Raw genomic sequence first — 15,357 nt, forward strand, 5'->3', positions numbered from 1 at the left:
GCGTCCGTCCGGTCGGCTGTGGGCACAACTCTGTGCACAGGGGAAGGCCACTGGCACCAGTCAGATGACTGGGCACCTGCTCTGCGGTGTCCGGTGCCCCATCACCGCGCCCGGGGCTCGTCGCTCCGGCCCGGACGGCACGTCGCAACGCCGGCCGGCACCGTGACACGTGTACGTCACACCGGCCGCCCGCTCTGCCGCTGTGCCCGGACGGACTCGGCGTCCCACCGGTAGTTCGACTGGTGGGACGACGGGCGTTGTCGGCGATGGTGGCCTGGGGTCCCGCTGCTGTCCTAGAGTGACGCAGGTCCACGAACAGCGTTCTTCGGAAGGGGAGTTGACACCATTCCGGCCACGACGCGCATCCCGCGGTGACCGCTGTCTTCGCCGCGACCGGCCGGGAGACTCCTACTGCTCCGGCGGCAGGGCGTCGTGCAGCTGGCCGCGCGAGGTGATGCCGAGTTTGGGGAAGATGCGGTAGAGATGCGAGCCGACCGTGCGATGCGACAGGTACAGCTGCTGGCCGATGTCGCGGTTGGACAGCCCCTTGGCGGCCAGCCTGGCGATCTGCCATTCCTGCGGCGACAGGCGCGACGCTCCGCGTACCGACGCGACCTTGTCCTTCACTCCCGAGCTCCGTAGTTCGCGGGCGGCACGCTCGGCCCAGGCGCCGGCCCCCAGCACCGTGAAGACACTGTGGGCCGCCCGCAACGGGGTCCGCGACTCGGTGACTCGGCGGCGGCGCCGCAACCAGGTACCGAAGGCCAGGTCCAGCCTGGCCCGATACCACGGTAACGCCGCCCGGCTCAGTGCTAACGCCCGGGCGAAAGCGGCTTCGGCATCCAGGTCGTTCGCCAGCAGCGCCTCGGCGAACCGCACGGCCCGCACCGCGCCCGCTCCCGGCGAGCGGCCCAGCGCGGGTCTGAGCCGGTCCAGGATCTCCCGTGCCTCGGCCTGGTGGCCGCCGCCGACGGCCGCCTCGGCCAGGTAGTCCAGCCCCCAGAACTGCAGGACCGGGTGGTGGGCGTGGTCCGTCTCATCCGTCGTCCGGCGCAGTTCGAGGAAGGCGTCGGAGTAGTTCTCCCGGCCGAGCTCGGTGAAGCCCTTGGACAGCTGGACGCTGTTCAGCATGGCCTGGTTGCCGGCTGTGACCGCGACCCGCTCCACCGGGGCCAGCAGTTCCCGCGCACGCGCGGCCTGACCGCGCAGGCCCGCCAAGTGGGCCGACGCGAGTGCCGCGCTGTCCTCCCAGATCGGCTGTCTGGTCTCGGTGGCCAGCCGGCTGACCTCGTCGACGGTGGCCTCGGTCAAGTCCCAGCGTCCCAGGTAGAACGCCGAGAACGTCTGGGTCGCCAGCATGGCCGTCAATAACCCCAGCCGGCCCTGAGCACGCAGCCTGTCGACGGCGGGCCGGCAGAACAGCAGACACCGCTCGAACTCCCCGGAGACGAAGGCCGCGCGGGCGAGGAGCATCCGGGTCCCCGGGTCGGAGAGGTCGCCCTCCGATGCCCACCAGGCCAGCTCCTCGACCACCGTGCCGTGCCGCTCCAGGCCGCCCGCAGCCGCCCAGGCGCAGAGCAGCCGCGGATCACGGTCGGAATGCCGGAGCTGGCCGCCGGCGGCCAGCCGATCGGTCAAGGCCAGCAGGTCGGCGCGGATCTGCCGGCCGGGTTCGACCCACCAGCAGCGGGTCGCCGTCCCCGACAGCAGGTCGGCGGCGATCTCGGGCTCCCCGTCGTCCAGCGCCTGTCTGGCCGACGCGGCCAATTGCCGCACGATCTCGGAGTCGCTGGTGACCCCGTCGACGAACGCTCCCTGTAACCAGGCCAGTGTGCCTCGGTCCGCCGGGTCCAACATGGCCGCCTGGATCCGCTCCATGTAGCGGTGCACGGTCCGGGGACGGCCGAGCTGGAAGGCGACCTCGGCGGCCCGCAGCAGCCGGTGGTCCCTGCCCGCCTCGGTCTGCGACAGGTCGGCGGAACGTTCCAGCCAGGTCGCGGCCGACGAGGGGGCGCCGCGCTGCAGGGCCCGGTCGGCCGCCTGGTCCAGCAGGCGGGCCACGTCCTCGTCCGGTCCGTCGGAGGCGGCCGCGAGGTGCCAGGCGTACCGGTCGGGGAAGCCGGTGAGTACCTGCGCCAACGACTGGTGAGCGCGCCGCCGTTCCGCCTCGGATGCCGTCTGCAACACGGCGGAGCGCACCAGCGGGTGGCGGAAGGTCACCGTCGTGCCGTCGGTTGCGGCCAGGTGCAGGCGCACGGCCTGCTCAGCGTCGCGGGCCGCAACGTCGGAGCCGGTGAGGTTCGCCGCGGCGGCCACGGCCTCGGTCAGCAGCTCACCGTCGTTCACGGCGGCCAACAGCAGGAGCAGTCGGGGCCGTTCGTCCAGCTCGGCCAGGCGGGCCGCGAAGGCGGTCTCCAGGCGGGCGGTCAGTGGCAGCGCGCCGCCCTGTATCCCCTGAGACCGCAGAGCGACCGGGAGTTCCAGCAGGGCCAGCGGGTTGCCCGCCGCCTCGTCCAGCACCTTGTCCTCCAGGTCGGGCGGGAGGTCGACACGTCTCCGCAGCAGGGTCCGCGATGCGTCCGGGCCGAGGGCGTCCAGGCTCTGGCCGCTCACCGCCCGGTGCGGCCGACTCGCGGCCAGGAGGACGAGCGGCTCGGAGTCCAGGCGTCTGGCCACGAACTCGATGACGTCGCGGCTGGCGGCGTCCAGCCAGTGAAGATCGTCCACGAGGAGCAGGAGCGGTCGCTGCTCGGCCGCCTCGGCGAGCAACTCCAGCGCGGCCAGCGCCACCAGGAACAACTCGACCGGGGTCTGTGAGAGGCCGAAGACTCCGCGCAGCGCCTCCTGGTGGACCGGCTCCAGTCGGTCCAGGCACGCCCGGACGGGATAGAGCAGGCTGTGCAGTCCCGCGAAGGACAGGTGCCGCTCGGACTCCGCGCCCCGAGCCGACAGCACGGCCAGTCCCCGCGCCCTGGCCTCGTCGGCCGCCGCCGCCAACAGCGCCGTCTTACCGATGCCCGGTTCCCCGACGAAGACACGGGAGCGGCCCCGGGCCGCGATGGCGTCGAGGAAACCGACGATCGTGGCGAGCTCCGTCTCACGCCCCACCAGGACCGTTCCCTCGTCCACGCCCTGCCCCTCACCGTAGGCGACGCTCACCCGGCCGTGGCGGAACGGCCGGAAGCGAGCCTAACCGATCAAGGTAGCGCTGCCTCGTGTCTCCCCGCCCCCGGTCGCATTGCGGTGCGGACGGCCTCGACAGCGGACTGCGGGGGTGTCGGATCAGCCCGGCGCGCGAAGGCTCGACCGCGCTCAGAACGGGGCCAGGCGGGAGGCGAGTTGGGCCCGGGAGGTGATGTCGAGCTTGGGGAAGATCCGGTAGAGGTGCCAACCGACGGTACGGGGCGACAGGTAGAGGCGTTCGCCGATCTCCCGGTTGGACAAACCCTGGGTTGCCAGGCGGGCGATCTGCAACTCGTGCGGAGACAGCACCGCGTGCGCCGCCGGGGCCACCGACAGGGCCCGCTCCCCCGCGGCCCGCAGCTCGGCCCTCGCCTGCTCGGCCCATCCGGTGGCGCCGATCAGCTCCAGAGTTGCCCGGGCGGAACGCAACAGCGTGCGCGACTCGGCCACCCGGCGACGGCGGCGCAACCACGTCCCGTAGGCCAGCTCCAGCTTGGACCGGACCAGCGGCCAGCGTGACAGGTCCTCCGCGAGCGCGGTCCGGAACAGATGCTCGGCATCCTGCTCTTCCGCCAGTACGGCACGGGCGTAGAGCAGATGGGTGTGCAGGAGCGGGGACGGCGTGACCGAGGCGACCCTCTCCAGGTCCGCGAGCACCCCCCGGGCCTGCTCCTCGTGACCGGAGTGCACGGCGGCCTCGGCGAACAGCAACACCCCGTCGAAACTCGCACGCTGGTGGTAGTTCGGGGAGTCGGGGTCGAAGAGACTGCACAGCTCGTCATAGGCCATGGCATGCCGTCCGGTGGCCACGAACGCCGCCCCCTTGGCCAACTGGACGCAGGCCAGCAGGTGGACGAGGCGGCCACGGTGGGCGGTGGTCGCGACGGAGGCGGCCAGCCCCAGCGCTTCGTCCACCTCGCCGCGCAGTCCGCGGATGACCGCCTCCAGCACCAGTGCCCCGTTGCTCCAGATCGCGCGCGCGGACTCTCCGGCCGTGCGGTGTGCCTCCTCGGAGACCGTCGCGGCCCGCTCCCAGTCTCCCGTACACAGCAGATGACCGATCTGAAGGATCAGCGTGTGCGACAACAGCCCGAGCCGCCCCTGTTCACGGAGCTTCAGTTCGGCCCGGCCGAGCAGGCCCACTGCGCGGACGGGGTCCCCGATCGCGTGGGCGGCCATACCGAGCATCCGTAACCCCTCGACGTCGGCGTAGGCCGCCGAGGCCGTGCCGGACAACCAGTCGTGCACGACGCGTCCGCGAAGTACCGGTTCCGCCACGGCGAGGATCGCGAGACGGCGCGGGTCGTTCTCGGTCCCTTCCAACGACTCCACTGCCGAGACCACCACGGCCCTGGCGTCCGGGCCGGCATCGGCCCACCAGCACCGCAGGGCCGCGCTCAACAGCAACCTCAACGCCAGTTGGACGTCGCCCTCGTCCGCCGATTCCCGCGCGGTCTCGCACAGCTGCGGCACCCGGAGCGCGTCGTCGGGCCCCCCGTTGTCGGAGAGCTCCCTGAGCCACTCCAGCCGGGCTCGATCGAGCGTGGTCAGGCCGGACCGCTCGGCGGCCCGCAGCAGCCGTTCGACCTGGTCGGCCCTGCCGAGGCCGAACGCGTGCTCGCAGGCCAGCAGGAGCCGACGACCGCGTTTGGCGTGGTCGCTGGTCAACTGCGCGGACCGTTCCAACTCCCAGGCCGCCATGGCCGTACCACCGCGGCGCAGCGAGATCGCGCGATTGGCCACCAGCTCGTCGGCTATGTCGTCGTCGGGGCCGATGATGGACTGCGCCAGGTGCCAGGTCCGGCGGTAGGGCTCGTCCGCCAGCACTTCGGCCAGCGCCGCGTTCGCCGACAGCCGCCGGGTCAACGTCTCCGACATCTGCACAGCCGAACGCACCAGCGGATGGTGGAACAGCAGGCGTAATCCCTCCAGCCGCAGCAGCCGGGCCGCCACCGCCGCATCCAGCGCCTCCACCGTGAGCGTCCGTCCGGCCAGTACCGACGCCGCCGCCAGGATCTCCGACAGGTCGTCGGCGTGGTCGACGGCCGCGACCAGCAACACGTCCCTGCTGTCGGCCGGCAGCTCTGCGGCCCGGCCGGCGAAGGCACGCTCCAGGCGCGCGGTGAGCGGCAGAAAGCCCGGTGTCGCCTGCTGTGCCGCCTCCTGCTGGTCCCGCCACGCGACCGGCAGCTCGACCAGCGCGAGCGGGTTGCCCCTGGCCTCCCTCAGGATCCGTTCCCGCATGGGCAGGCTCAGGTCGCCGGCCTCCTGGGCCAGCACGTGCCGGGCGGTGGAGTCGTCCAATCCGGCCAGGTCGAGGTCGGCCGCCCCGAGCGAGGCGAACGGGCCGGCATGCCCTTTGTGCAGCGCCGCGACCACCAGGATCGGGTCCCTGCTCACCCGCCGGGCCACGAACGCCAGCGCCTCCTGAGTCGGGGCGTCCAGCCACTGCGCGTCGTCGAGGGCCAGGAGCAGCGGGGCGTCCTCGGCGGCCTCCGCCAACAGGTTCAGGACGGCGAACGCGACCATGGAGACCTCGGGTACCGGGCCGTCCACCACACCGAAGGCCGACTGCAACGCGGTTCGTTGGGGAGCGGGCAGCCGCCCGACGCCGGCCATCACCGGCCGCAGCAGCTGGTGCAGTCCGGCGAAGGGCACCCTGGCCTCCGCCTCGACCCCGGTGGTCTCCAGGGCGACCGCTCCGGACTCTTCCGCGGCCGCCACGGCGGCTCGTAGGAGGGTGGTCTTGCCGATGCCGGGCTCACCGAGAACGGTCAGCACACCGCCCGTCCCGGGAAGCCGTCCGATCATCTCCCGGAGCGTGCGCAGTTCGTCGTCGCGTCCGTGGAGTTGCGTCGTCACCACTGGTCCACCCACTGAGTCTTCCGTCTCGTAGCGTGCCCGGGAGGGAGAGCCGGCACCGGCACCACCGCCCTCCAGCCGGAGGAAGGGCGCGTCCTGTCAGTCACAGCCCACGCGAAACCCGACGGCGGCAGGAAGCCCCGCTCCGGGGCGCACTCCGTACCACCCGTGCAGCGGCACCTCCCGCTGCACGGGGGCCGGTCGACCCCGGCCCTGCTCCAAGACGGGCCGCGCGCCGGGCAGTTGTCCGGCCGCCCTCCCGGCCCGTATGGCCCTCCGAGGAGCTTCCTTCTCCCGTGTCCGTCATCCGGACCCTAGTGACGGGAGTGCACGGTGAGCCTGAGTCGAACGACTGAACTGAACGGCGACGGCCGTGGTCGTCCGAGCGGGCGCCCACGCACGGCAACCGGCCGCTGCCGGATGTCCGGGCGCCGCGGCGGTCACCTCCGCGCCAGTTCCAGGATCAGCGCGGCGATGCCCTGCGGATCCTCCTCCGCCATGAAGTGGCCGGCCCGGGTGGTGAAGTGCTGCAAACACACCTTCGGCGGACTCGCCGGGCTGCAGGGCGACGCGGAGGGGACGCTCTGGATCCCGTACTTCTCGGTGGACGATGTGGGCGAGACCGACACCAGAGCGCAGAACAGCGGCGGCTCGGTCCTGACGCCGGCACCCCACGTCCCCGAGAGCGGCCGGATGTACTGGCTGACAGCCCCGTCCGAGGATGCGTTCGCGATCACGAGGCCGGAGCCACCGCTTGCGGACGCAGGGGAGAAAGGGCACGGCCGGGCGCGAGCCGATGACTGACCGCCGCTTCCTCCACGATCTCCGCGTCGCCGATGGCGACGCGGAGTCGTGCGTGCCTGCTGGACTTCGATCACGGATACTCGGCCCGCCCGAGGGCCAGCCGGACGGCTTCCTCATCGCTGTCAGGGAAGTGACAGTGGGTGCCGAACGTGTCCGCAGCGGCCACGTTGACCATCGACGCGGCCGGCCGCCCAGGGAAGGTCAGATCCGGGTCGAGCCCGACTCGGGCCGCGTCCGGGACGGCAGTTCGGAGGCTAGACGGTGCTCGCGATCCAGCCGACGGTCTCTGACGTGTGCAGGCCGTCGGCGAGTGCCTTGCCGTTGCTCACGAGTTCGTTGATACGGATCTTGAAGCCGGTCGTGGTGACGTCGGCGATACGCAGTCCTGGGGTGTCGGGGCCATTGAAGGTCTGGAGGAAGGGAATGACAATCACTGCTGCGCTGTCCGGGAAGGGTGAGGGGAAGGTGACCTGGGTGAAGGTCGAGGTGTCCCCGCCTGTTACCGCCGTGGCGTTGGTCGAACTCAACTGAAGCTTGCCGGTCTGAACCATGCTCATGGCTCCCGCCTTTCACTCAACGACCGCCGGTCCGGGCCTGGCTGACGTGCCCGCACTCGACGGAACCTGGGTGCTTCTTACGAACCAGCCGCAGGACAGATGCCCACATTGATGCGCGTTTAGCGGAGAAGTCGCCAATGTGGGGTATCTGCGTCTGGCGTGCCTTGCCAAAGGGAAGTTGGCGATTCTCAAGTGGCCACGAGGTCGTGCACTGCTTCGGCCGAGGGCACCATCCGATGCCGGTGGAGCGCTCGCGGCAGGCCGCTGCTCACGGGCGCGATGCGGTCCTCGCGGCCTGAGTCCGCGGCGGAGGCCAGACTGTTTCCCGTGGATCACCGACAGACCCCAGGAAGATGCCGGCGATGTGGAGTCCGGCCAGGCAGACGGCGACGGTTCCAGGAGCTGCCCGTGCGGTCGACCTCGATGTGCACCTTGGCATACATGCCGGTCCGGTTGCACGGGGCGATCGCCGAGTGGGAGTCGTACCGAGATGATTCGCTCTCACCTATCAGGGTTACGCGCCGCCGCCGGGCAGAAGCCAGTCCGCGGGGGGCCAGTTCGGCCGACGGCCAGAGTTGCGTTCAGCGCCAGCGGTTGTTGCTGCTGTGGTCCCCGGCGAGCCAGCGGGCGAGGTCGGCGTGTGCTGTGGCGCGCCGCTCGGCGTCAATCTTGTCCGCGTCGGGGTGGTCGACGGCGAACTCCAATATCAGCCCGTTGGGGTCCGTGATGTACAGCGAGACGCAGAAGCCGTGGTCGATCACGTGGGCGTTCGCCTCCGCATAGTCGGCCGCATCGATGCGCTTGAGTATGGCTTCCTGCGTCTCGGCCTCGACCTTGAAGGCGATGTGGCGCAGGGGAGTTGAGTTGATGCTGGTCCTGAACTCCTGCTGGTCCTTGGCGTCGGCGAACTGGAAGAAGGCGAGGGCACTGCCGTCGGCCAGGCCGTAGAGGGCGTGACTGTAGGCGCGTTCGACCCCGGACATCACCTCGCGCTCGGTCCACGTGGCCACCAGGGGCAGGCCGATCACCTCCTCGTAGAAGCGCCGGTTGGCTTCCTGGTCGTCAGTGATCCAGGCGTGGTGGTGCAGGCGGAGGGGCAGGGTGTGCGTCATGTCGAGTCATCTCCGTTATGTATGGGGGGTGTTGGGTCGGACACCTTGGGCGGCCGCCGAAGCTTTGACCAGCATGCCGCCGAAGTAGGTTGAATGTTAAATCAATTTGGGCCATGTTCACGGCCGGAGGCGGCTGCCGCCCACCCCCTGATCGGTGCGGGTGTCAGGAGGCGGCCGGCGCCGGGGGGCTTCGCGTACACCCTGACCGGCCATCTGCCCGGCGCGGGTGGCGTCTCGGCACCCGGGGGCTCCGGCCTGGGCCGATGCGGTGCTCACATCGCCCCGTTCACCCTGCCCGGGTGCGAGTTGACCGGTGTCGATTCGGAGGCGAGCGGTGGCGAAAAACCGTTGAATAATGAACCTATGTGAGGTGTGCCATTCCGCCCGGTGACCTCTGAGGCGGTTGAATCCGCACTCAGCAGCACGGCGTTCGCGGAAGCCGGTCCCGTCGAACCCCGGCGACCGGCCGCCTCGGGTGTCCGACTCCGCAACGAGTTGACCGCGGCGGCGCGAGTGCCACACGTGGGCGCGGTCACGGCACGCCTCCAGCCCCACCGTGAGCGCACAGGAGGCTTGCTCGCGGCCGAACAGACCTCCGCGACGCCTACGTCACCCGCCTCACGGCCCGAGCCGCAGCCTCCACCCACTGGCTCCCGACGGAATTCCCCCACCGACCGACCGAACGGGCCGCCGACGAGAGTGACGCCCTCCTCTTGGCGGGGCTTCGGCGGGTGCGGCACGGGAGCGGCCCAGGGGCCCCTGTTCGTCACCCGCTGTGCTCTGCTGTACTGCCCTGCGGCTAATTTGTGTGCAGGACAGGTACGCGGGCCCGTGGCGACAGAGGTGCACGGGGGACGGGAGGTCGGGAAGAGTGTCGCTGCGCGCAGGTGATCCAGTCGAGATCGGCGGTTATCCGCTTGAGGCACGGCTCGGCTCGGGTGGCATGGGCACGGTCTTCCTGGCCCGTACGAGTTCGGGGCGACCTGTCGCGATCAAACTGATCCACCCGCAGCTCGCGGCGGACGACGAGTTCCGCATCCGCTTCCGGCAGGAGGTGGCGGCGGCGCGGCGGGTGAGCGGCGCGTTCACCGCCGCCGTGGTCGACGCGGCCACCGAGGCCGAGCAGCCGTGGATGGCGACGACGTACATCCAGGGGCACACGCTCGCCCGGCGCATCGCCACGAAGGGCCCGGTGACCGGGGCGGAACTGCGAAGGCTCGCCATCGGGCTGGCGGAGGCGCTGCGGGACATCCACCGGGTGGAGGTCGTCCACCGTGACCTGAAGCCCTCGAACGTCGTGCTCTCGCCCGAGGGTCCACGCGTCATCGACTTCGGCATTTCGCGCGCCGTGAACCAGCAGACCCTGACGATCACAGGGCGGGTCATCGGGACGCCGCCCTTCATGTCCCCGGAGCAGTTGCAGGCGCCGCGTGATGTGGGGCCGCGGTCCGATGTCTTCTCGCTGGGGACGCTGCTGGCGTACGCAGCGACGGGCCACGGGCCCTTCGACGCGGACAGCCCGTACCTGGCTGCGTATCAGGTGGTGCACGAGGAGCCGTCGCTGGAGGACGTGCCGGTTGCCTTGCGCACGGTCGTCGAGTCGTGCCTGGCCAAGGAGCCCGACGGGCGTCCCTCGGCGCACGAACTCCTCGTGCTGCTAAGGGACCTGCCGGCCGACCTCGGCCAGACCGACGCGGGGGGAGTCGGCACGGGCCGCACCCGCGACATGATCACCCAACATCACGTCGCGACGCCGGCGACCCCGGCGCCGACTGCCCCGACCGCCACCGCGGCACCGGCCGCCCCGACCACCACCCCGGCCGATCCCGATACCGGGAGCGTCGACACCCCCACCGGCCGTCGGCTGCCTCGCCGATGGCGTCCCGTGCTCGCGGCCGCGGTCGCGGTCACGGTGGTGGCGATCGGTGGCGGAGTCGCCGCACTGACGGCGGGCGGCTTCGGCGGAAACAGCGGCGGGGACAAGGGCAACAGCGCCGCGGCCCCGAGTGCCGCACTTCCGAACGGCTTCACGCCGTGGCACGAGACCGTGCCGGGCGGTCGCCCGGACATCCCCGACGAACTGCGCTGCGTCGCGCACGGCGACGCGCTGTTCTGCGGGGGCGGCAGTGTCGTCGCGACCCGCATCAGGGCCGGGGACGGCTCACGGGTGTGGACGGCGAAGAGCCCCGGCGTCCCCGTCAACAACACGTACCTGGTGGGCGCCACCGACGACACGGTGCTCGGTTACCGCTTCGCCGCCCAGAACGCCCCGCAGGGCCCTCCCAGCGAGGTGGTGGCCCTCGACGCGAACACCGGCCGGGAACTGTGGTCCGTACCGTCCGGCGCCCAGTCGACGGCAGTCACGGGGCGGACTCAGGACGCCGTCGTGGTCGGCTCCGACGTCGTGACGGTCGACGCTTCCAACTCCCGCTTCGAGGCCCGCGACGCACACAGCGGCCGGGTCAGGTGGACGTCGCCGTTCCCTGCGGGTACCCAGTGCGCTCCCGTCCCGATGGGCCAGCGGTTCGTCGCGATGTGCGCGACGAATGCGGAGGTGAACGCCTTGGCGGTGCGCCACTCCGCCCTGTACCCGGTCGAACAGACCTCGGGGACGCTGGGCAAGCCCCTCGCGGTCAAGGGTCCCGCCGTGCCGGTGGGCGTCGCCAACGGCAGGCTCGTACTGCTGCAGGTACACATGGAGGGACCGGAGTCGGCCGGATACGACGGGGTGGCGCAGGTCGACCCGGCCTCGCGCAAGGTCACTTACTCCCGACTGGCCAAGACGTACACGGGGACGCCCGGCATGGCGGACGGCACCGTCTACGTGAGCGGGCAGACCGGTCTCGTCACCGCGCTCGACCCCGAGACCGGCCGGCAGAAGTGGTCGCGGCAGACTGGCGTGGAGGGCGCCTCGGGTCCTGTCGCGGGAGCCGACGCACTGTATTTCAGCTCGGCCACCGGCCGGGTGGTCGCGCTGTCGCCGCACGACGGAAAACCCCTGTGGACAACAGATCCGCAGGCCGACGGTTTGACGGGCGGGACGGGCGCTAGCCCGCGGGTGACCCTTGCGGGGCGTGCGGTGGTCGTGGCCGCGGCCAAGAACACTCTCTTCGCCTTCGACGCGCAGAAGCCGCCGAAGTCGGGCTGACCCGGGTGACGGGACGGCGGCTGCACCCTTGCCGTGGAGCACCGCGGGACGCCCCCGGCCGGCACCACGTACCAAGATCTGGGCCGGCGCGAGCCGCTCGGGGATTCCTTCGACCACGTCGTCGCCGTCCACTACGACCGCGCCCCGGAACTTCCCTGTGGCTCAGTCGCCGCGCCGCACCCGGGCCGCCTTGCGGGCCTCGGCGAGCATGCGGGCCTCGCTTGCCTTGCGGGACTTGCCGCCGGTGCCGCGGGAGGCGCCCTTGCTGCTGCCCAGGCCGCGGAAGGGGGCATGGGTGTTCTTGGGGCGGGGTGTGGCGGGCGCGCCGTCGAGAGGGGTGCCGGAGGGTGCCTTGGCGCCGGTGATCCGGCTCAGCTCCGCCTCGCCCGAGCGCACCTTGGTGATCGTCGGCGCGATGCCGGCCTCGGCGATCAACCGGCTCGTCTCCCGGCGCTGGCCCGGCAGCACCAGCGTGACGACGCTGCCGGACTCGCCGGCCCGGGCAGTGCGGCCGGCACGGTGCACATAGTCCTTGGGGTCGGTGGGCGGGTCGACGTTGACCACGAGATTGAGGTCGTCGACGTGCAGCCCACGGGCCGCGACGTTGGTCGCCACCAGAACGGTGACCTGGCCGTTCTTGAACTGCGCAAGGGTGCGTGTGCGCTGCGGCTGGGACTTGCCGCTGTGCAGGGCCGCGGCGTGCACCCCGTTGGCCCGCAGATGCCTGGTGAGCTGGTCGACGGCGTGCTTGGTGTCCAGGAACAGCAGCACGCGACCGTCGCGGGCGGCGATCTCCGTGGTGACGGCGTACCGGTCGGGGCCGTGGACGACCAGCACATGGTGGTCCATGGTCGTGACCGCGCCCGCGGAGGGATCGACCGAGTGGACGACCGGGTCGTGGAGGTGGCGGCGGACCAGGTGCTCGACGTCGCGGTCCAGGGTGGCCGAGAACAGCATCCGCTGACCGTCGCGGTGCACCTGGTCGAGTACCTCGGTGACGTGCGGCAGGAAGCCCATGTCGCACATCTGGTCGGCCTCGTCGAGGACGGTGATCCGTACCCGTTCCAGGCGGCAGGCCCTCCGCTCGATGAGGTCGTGCAGGCGGCCGGGCGTGGCGACGACGACCTCGGCCCCGTCGCGCAGCGCAGCGACCTGCCGGCCGATCGACAGGCCGCCGACGACCGTGGCCATCCTCAGCCGGAGCGCGTCGGCATACGGTGCGAGCGCCTCGGTCACCTGCTGGGCCAGCTCCCGGGTGGGCACCAGGATCAGGGCGAGGGGCTGCTTGGGCTCCGCACGCCGCCCGGCCGTCCGTGCGAGCAGCGGCAGGCCGAAGGCGAGGGTCTTGCCCGATCCCGTGCGCCCGCGCCCCAGGACGTCGCGTCCCGCGAGGGCGTTGGGCAGCGTGGCCGCCTGGATCGGGAAGGGCTCCCGCACGCCGAACTCGGTGAGCGTGCGCAGCACCTCGGCCGGCAGTCCCATGTCGGCGAAGGCGACCGGGGGCACCGTCGGGGTCAGGGCCGCTGACTGGTCGAGGTCGCCGTGCGAGGTGCCGACGTGGTCCGGGTGGTTCATGAAGAGCCTTCCGCAGGGGGAACGTACCGAGGAAGGCCCGGCAGCAACGAGCAGCCGACGAACAAGGGCAACCGCACGAACGGAGTCGCCGGCCCTCACCACCGTCCAAACGCGTGAGCCTAACACAAAGTGACATTTCGGCCGGCGTCATGGTTTCCCGACCACGCCCGAGTCGCCGGCTCAAGTCGCTGGGGCCGCGGGTGGATCAGCGACCGGTCGAGCCGTCGATCAGTTCGCGGAGGATGTCCGCGTGGCCGGCGTGGCGGCCGGTCTCCTCGATCATGTGGGTCAGCGCCCAGCGGACGCTGGGCCCTGGACGGCCCCGCCGCAGCCCGGGGACCGGTGCATTGAGGTCGGTGCACCCGTCGAGCATGGCGTTCGCACACTCGACCGCGTCGCGGTAGCGGGCCACGACATCGGCCACGCCGTGTTCAGGAACAGCCTGGAACGTCGGCTGCCAGTCGGTGACGTCGTCCCCGAGGAACGTCCAACGCTCGACGGCCGTCAGGTGGTTGAGCAGACCGAGCAGGTTCGTGCCCGCCGGTACCGCGGCTGCTCGCACCCGCGGTTCCGGGGCGCCTTCGACCTTCGCGACGATCGAGTTCCGGAGGTAGTCCAGGAATCCGCGCAGGACCTCGGTCTCGCTGCTTCCGGTGCGGGGCGGCGGGGTGGTCGCGGCGGGTGGTGTCGGGCATGGGGGGCCTTCCTTCGTCGGGCACGGCGTCGGTCGGGTGAGTCAGGCGGTGCGGCGGATGAGGAGGACGTGGTCGGTGACCTCGGCGGTGCGGCCGTCCGGTCCGGTCGCGACCCGGCGGGGTGCGTCGGCACGCTCCACCGTCCAGCGCTCCGGGTCCAGAGCGATGTCGGCCGCGACCTCCTGCGGGCTGGGGTACCGGGTGTCGTGGTCCTGGTCCCACGACCACGGTGCGGTCGAGCCGTGGTCGACGACCAGCAGCCGTCCGCCGGGGCGCAGTGCGTGTGCGGCCGAACGCAGGACGGATGCCCGGTCCAGGTCCCAGGGGGTGTGCAGGTAGTGGGCGCAGACGAGGTCGAATGCGCCGTGCGGGAAGGACTCGTGCAGGTCGTGCCGTGCGGTGCGGACGTGGTCGCCCAGGTCGTGGGCGCGGGCGAGGGCGGCGAGCCGTTCGACCGCCACGGCCGAGATGTCGACGGCGGTGACGCGCCACCCCTGGCCGGCGAGCCACAGCGCGTCGCCGCCGTCGCCGCATCCGAGGTCCAGCGCGGCACCGGGCGGCAGGCTCCCCACCGCCTCCCTGAGGCGAGCGTTCGGCCGCGGGGCGTCGGCCGCCGGTCGGGCCGCGTAGACGCCGTCCCAGAACGAGAACGCATCGGTGGTGCTCATCAAGTCTCCTTGTGTCGGAAGGAGTTCAGTGTTGTCAGGCGCCCCACGGTCTGGCACGGAATCTTGCGGTAATGGCAAGGTGGCCTCATGGAACGCACAACGGACGACGAGGTCCTCGACGCGGTGGGCCCGCGGCTCCGTGCGCTGCGTCGTGATCGCGGCATCACCCTCGCCGGCCTGGCGACGACGACTGGTGTGTCGGAGAGCACCCTGTCCCGGCTGGAGAGCGGGCAGCGCCGGCCGAGCCTGGAGTTGCTGCTGCCGTTGGCCCGCATCTACGACGTTCCGCTGGACGACCTCGTCGGTGCGCCGCGCACGGGCGACCCCCGGATCCATCTCAAGCCGATCAACCGGTACGGAATGACGTTCGTACCTCTGTCCCGGCGGCCGGGCGGGGTGCACGCCTTCAAGATGATCATCCCCGCCCGGCCGGAACCGCTCGATCCGACCCCGCAGACCCATGAGGGCTTCGAATGGCTCTACGTGCTCAACGGTCGCCTGCGGCTCGTGATCGGCGAGCGCGACCTGACGTTGCCGCCCGGTGAGGCGGCGGAGTTCGACACGTCCCTGCCGCACTGGTTGGGCAGCGCCGACGGTGGCGCGGTCGAGGTGCTCGTCCTGTTCGGCCCACAGGGACTGCGGGCGCACGTACGTAGCGAGCCGAGCCGGTCGTCCCGGTCCGAGCGCCGGCGATGAACGCGGCGAGGGGTGCCGCGGTCGCGTCGGCGGCGCTCCGTACCGGGCCGAAGTGGC

9 protein-coding genes and 1 pseudogene are annotated in these 15,357 nt (G+C 71.5%); 2 read left to right on the forward strand and 8 right to left on the reverse strand.

Annotated elements, in window-relative coordinates; all coding sequences use genetic code 11:
• Positions 1-408: 408 nt before the first annotated feature.
• The 5 genes from ACLJT4_RS14105 to ACLJT4_RS14125 form a co-directional block, all read right to left on the reverse strand.
• Positions 409-3,129, reverse strand: a complete 2,721-nt coding sequence (locus ACLJT4_RS14105; protein WP_411122647.1) for an ATP-binding protein — start codon at positions 3,127-3,129, stop codon at positions 409-411.
• A gap of 183 nt (positions 3,130-3,312) precedes the next feature.
• The gene (locus ACLJT4_RS14110) at positions 3,313-6,045 is read right to left on the reverse strand and encodes an AAA family ATPase (RefSeq protein WP_411122648.1); all 2,733 of its coding nucleotides are present in this window, start codon (positions 6,043-6,045) and stop codon (positions 3,313-3,315) included.
• Positions 6,046-6,485: 440 nt separating this feature from the next.
• Complete coding sequence (locus ACLJT4_RS14115; RefSeq protein ID WP_411122649.1) at positions 6,486-6,782, reverse strand: hypothetical protein; 297 nt, start codon at positions 6,780-6,782, stop codon at positions 6,486-6,488.
• A gap of 321 nt (positions 6,783-7,103) precedes the next feature.
• A complete protein-coding gene (locus tag ACLJT4_RS14120) occupies positions 7,104-7,406 on the reverse strand; it encodes a hypothetical protein (protein ID WP_411122650.1) in 303 nt (100 codons plus the stop codon).
• 581 nt (positions 7,407-7,987) lie between these two features.
• Positions 7,988-8,518: a VOC family protein gene (locus tag ACLJT4_RS14125; RefSeq protein ID WP_411122651.1), complete on the reverse strand. Its 531-nt coding sequence runs from the start codon at positions 8,516-8,518 to the stop codon at positions 7,988-7,990.
• An 871-nt stretch (positions 8,519-9,389) separates the two neighbouring features.
• Between ACLJT4_RS14125 and ACLJT4_RS14130 the strand changes: the two genes are divergently transcribed.
• Positions 9,390-11,666 (forward strand): protein kinase domain-containing protein, encoded by a 2,277-nt coding sequence (locus ACLJT4_RS14130; RefSeq protein WP_411122652.1) that lies wholly within the window; start codon positions 9,390-9,392, stop codon positions 11,664-11,666.
• Positions 11,667-11,828: 162 nt separating this feature from the next.
• Here the strand turns inward: ACLJT4_RS14130 and ACLJT4_RS14135 are convergent, their stop codons facing one another.
• From ACLJT4_RS14135 to ACLJT4_RS14145, 3 genes and pseudogenes are all read right to left on the reverse strand, one after another.
• Positions 11,829-13,241 (reverse strand): DEAD/DEAH box helicase, encoded by a 1,413-nt coding sequence (locus ACLJT4_RS14135; RefSeq protein ID WP_411122653.1) that lies wholly within the window; start codon positions 13,239-13,241, stop codon positions 11,829-11,831.
• A gap of 205 nt (positions 13,242-13,446) precedes the next feature.
• A pseudogene (locus ACLJT4_RS14140) lies at positions 13,447-13,936 on the reverse strand (DinB family protein).
• 41 nt (positions 13,937-13,977) lie between these two features.
• Positions 13,978-14,604: a class I SAM-dependent methyltransferase gene (locus tag ACLJT4_RS14145; RefSeq protein WP_411122654.1), complete on the reverse strand. Its 627-nt coding sequence runs from the start codon at positions 14,602-14,604 to the stop codon at positions 13,978-13,980.
• Positions 14,605-14,691: 87 nt separating this feature from the next.
• Here ACLJT4_RS14145 and ACLJT4_RS14150 point away from each other — a divergent pair, with 87 nt between their 5' ends.
• Positions 14,692-15,300, forward strand: coding sequence for a helix-turn-helix domain-containing protein (locus ACLJT4_RS14150; protein ID WP_411122655.1), 609 nt, complete (start codon positions 14,692-14,694; stop codon positions 15,298-15,300).
• Positions 15,301-15,357 lie beyond the last annotated feature (57 nt).

The sequence above is a fragment of the Streptomyces sp. x-19 genome (assembly GCF_046549115.1).
In the GTDB taxonomy this organism is placed as follows: Bacteria; Actinomycetota; Actinomycetes; order Streptomycetales; family Streptomycetaceae; genus Streptomyces; species Streptomyces albulus_C.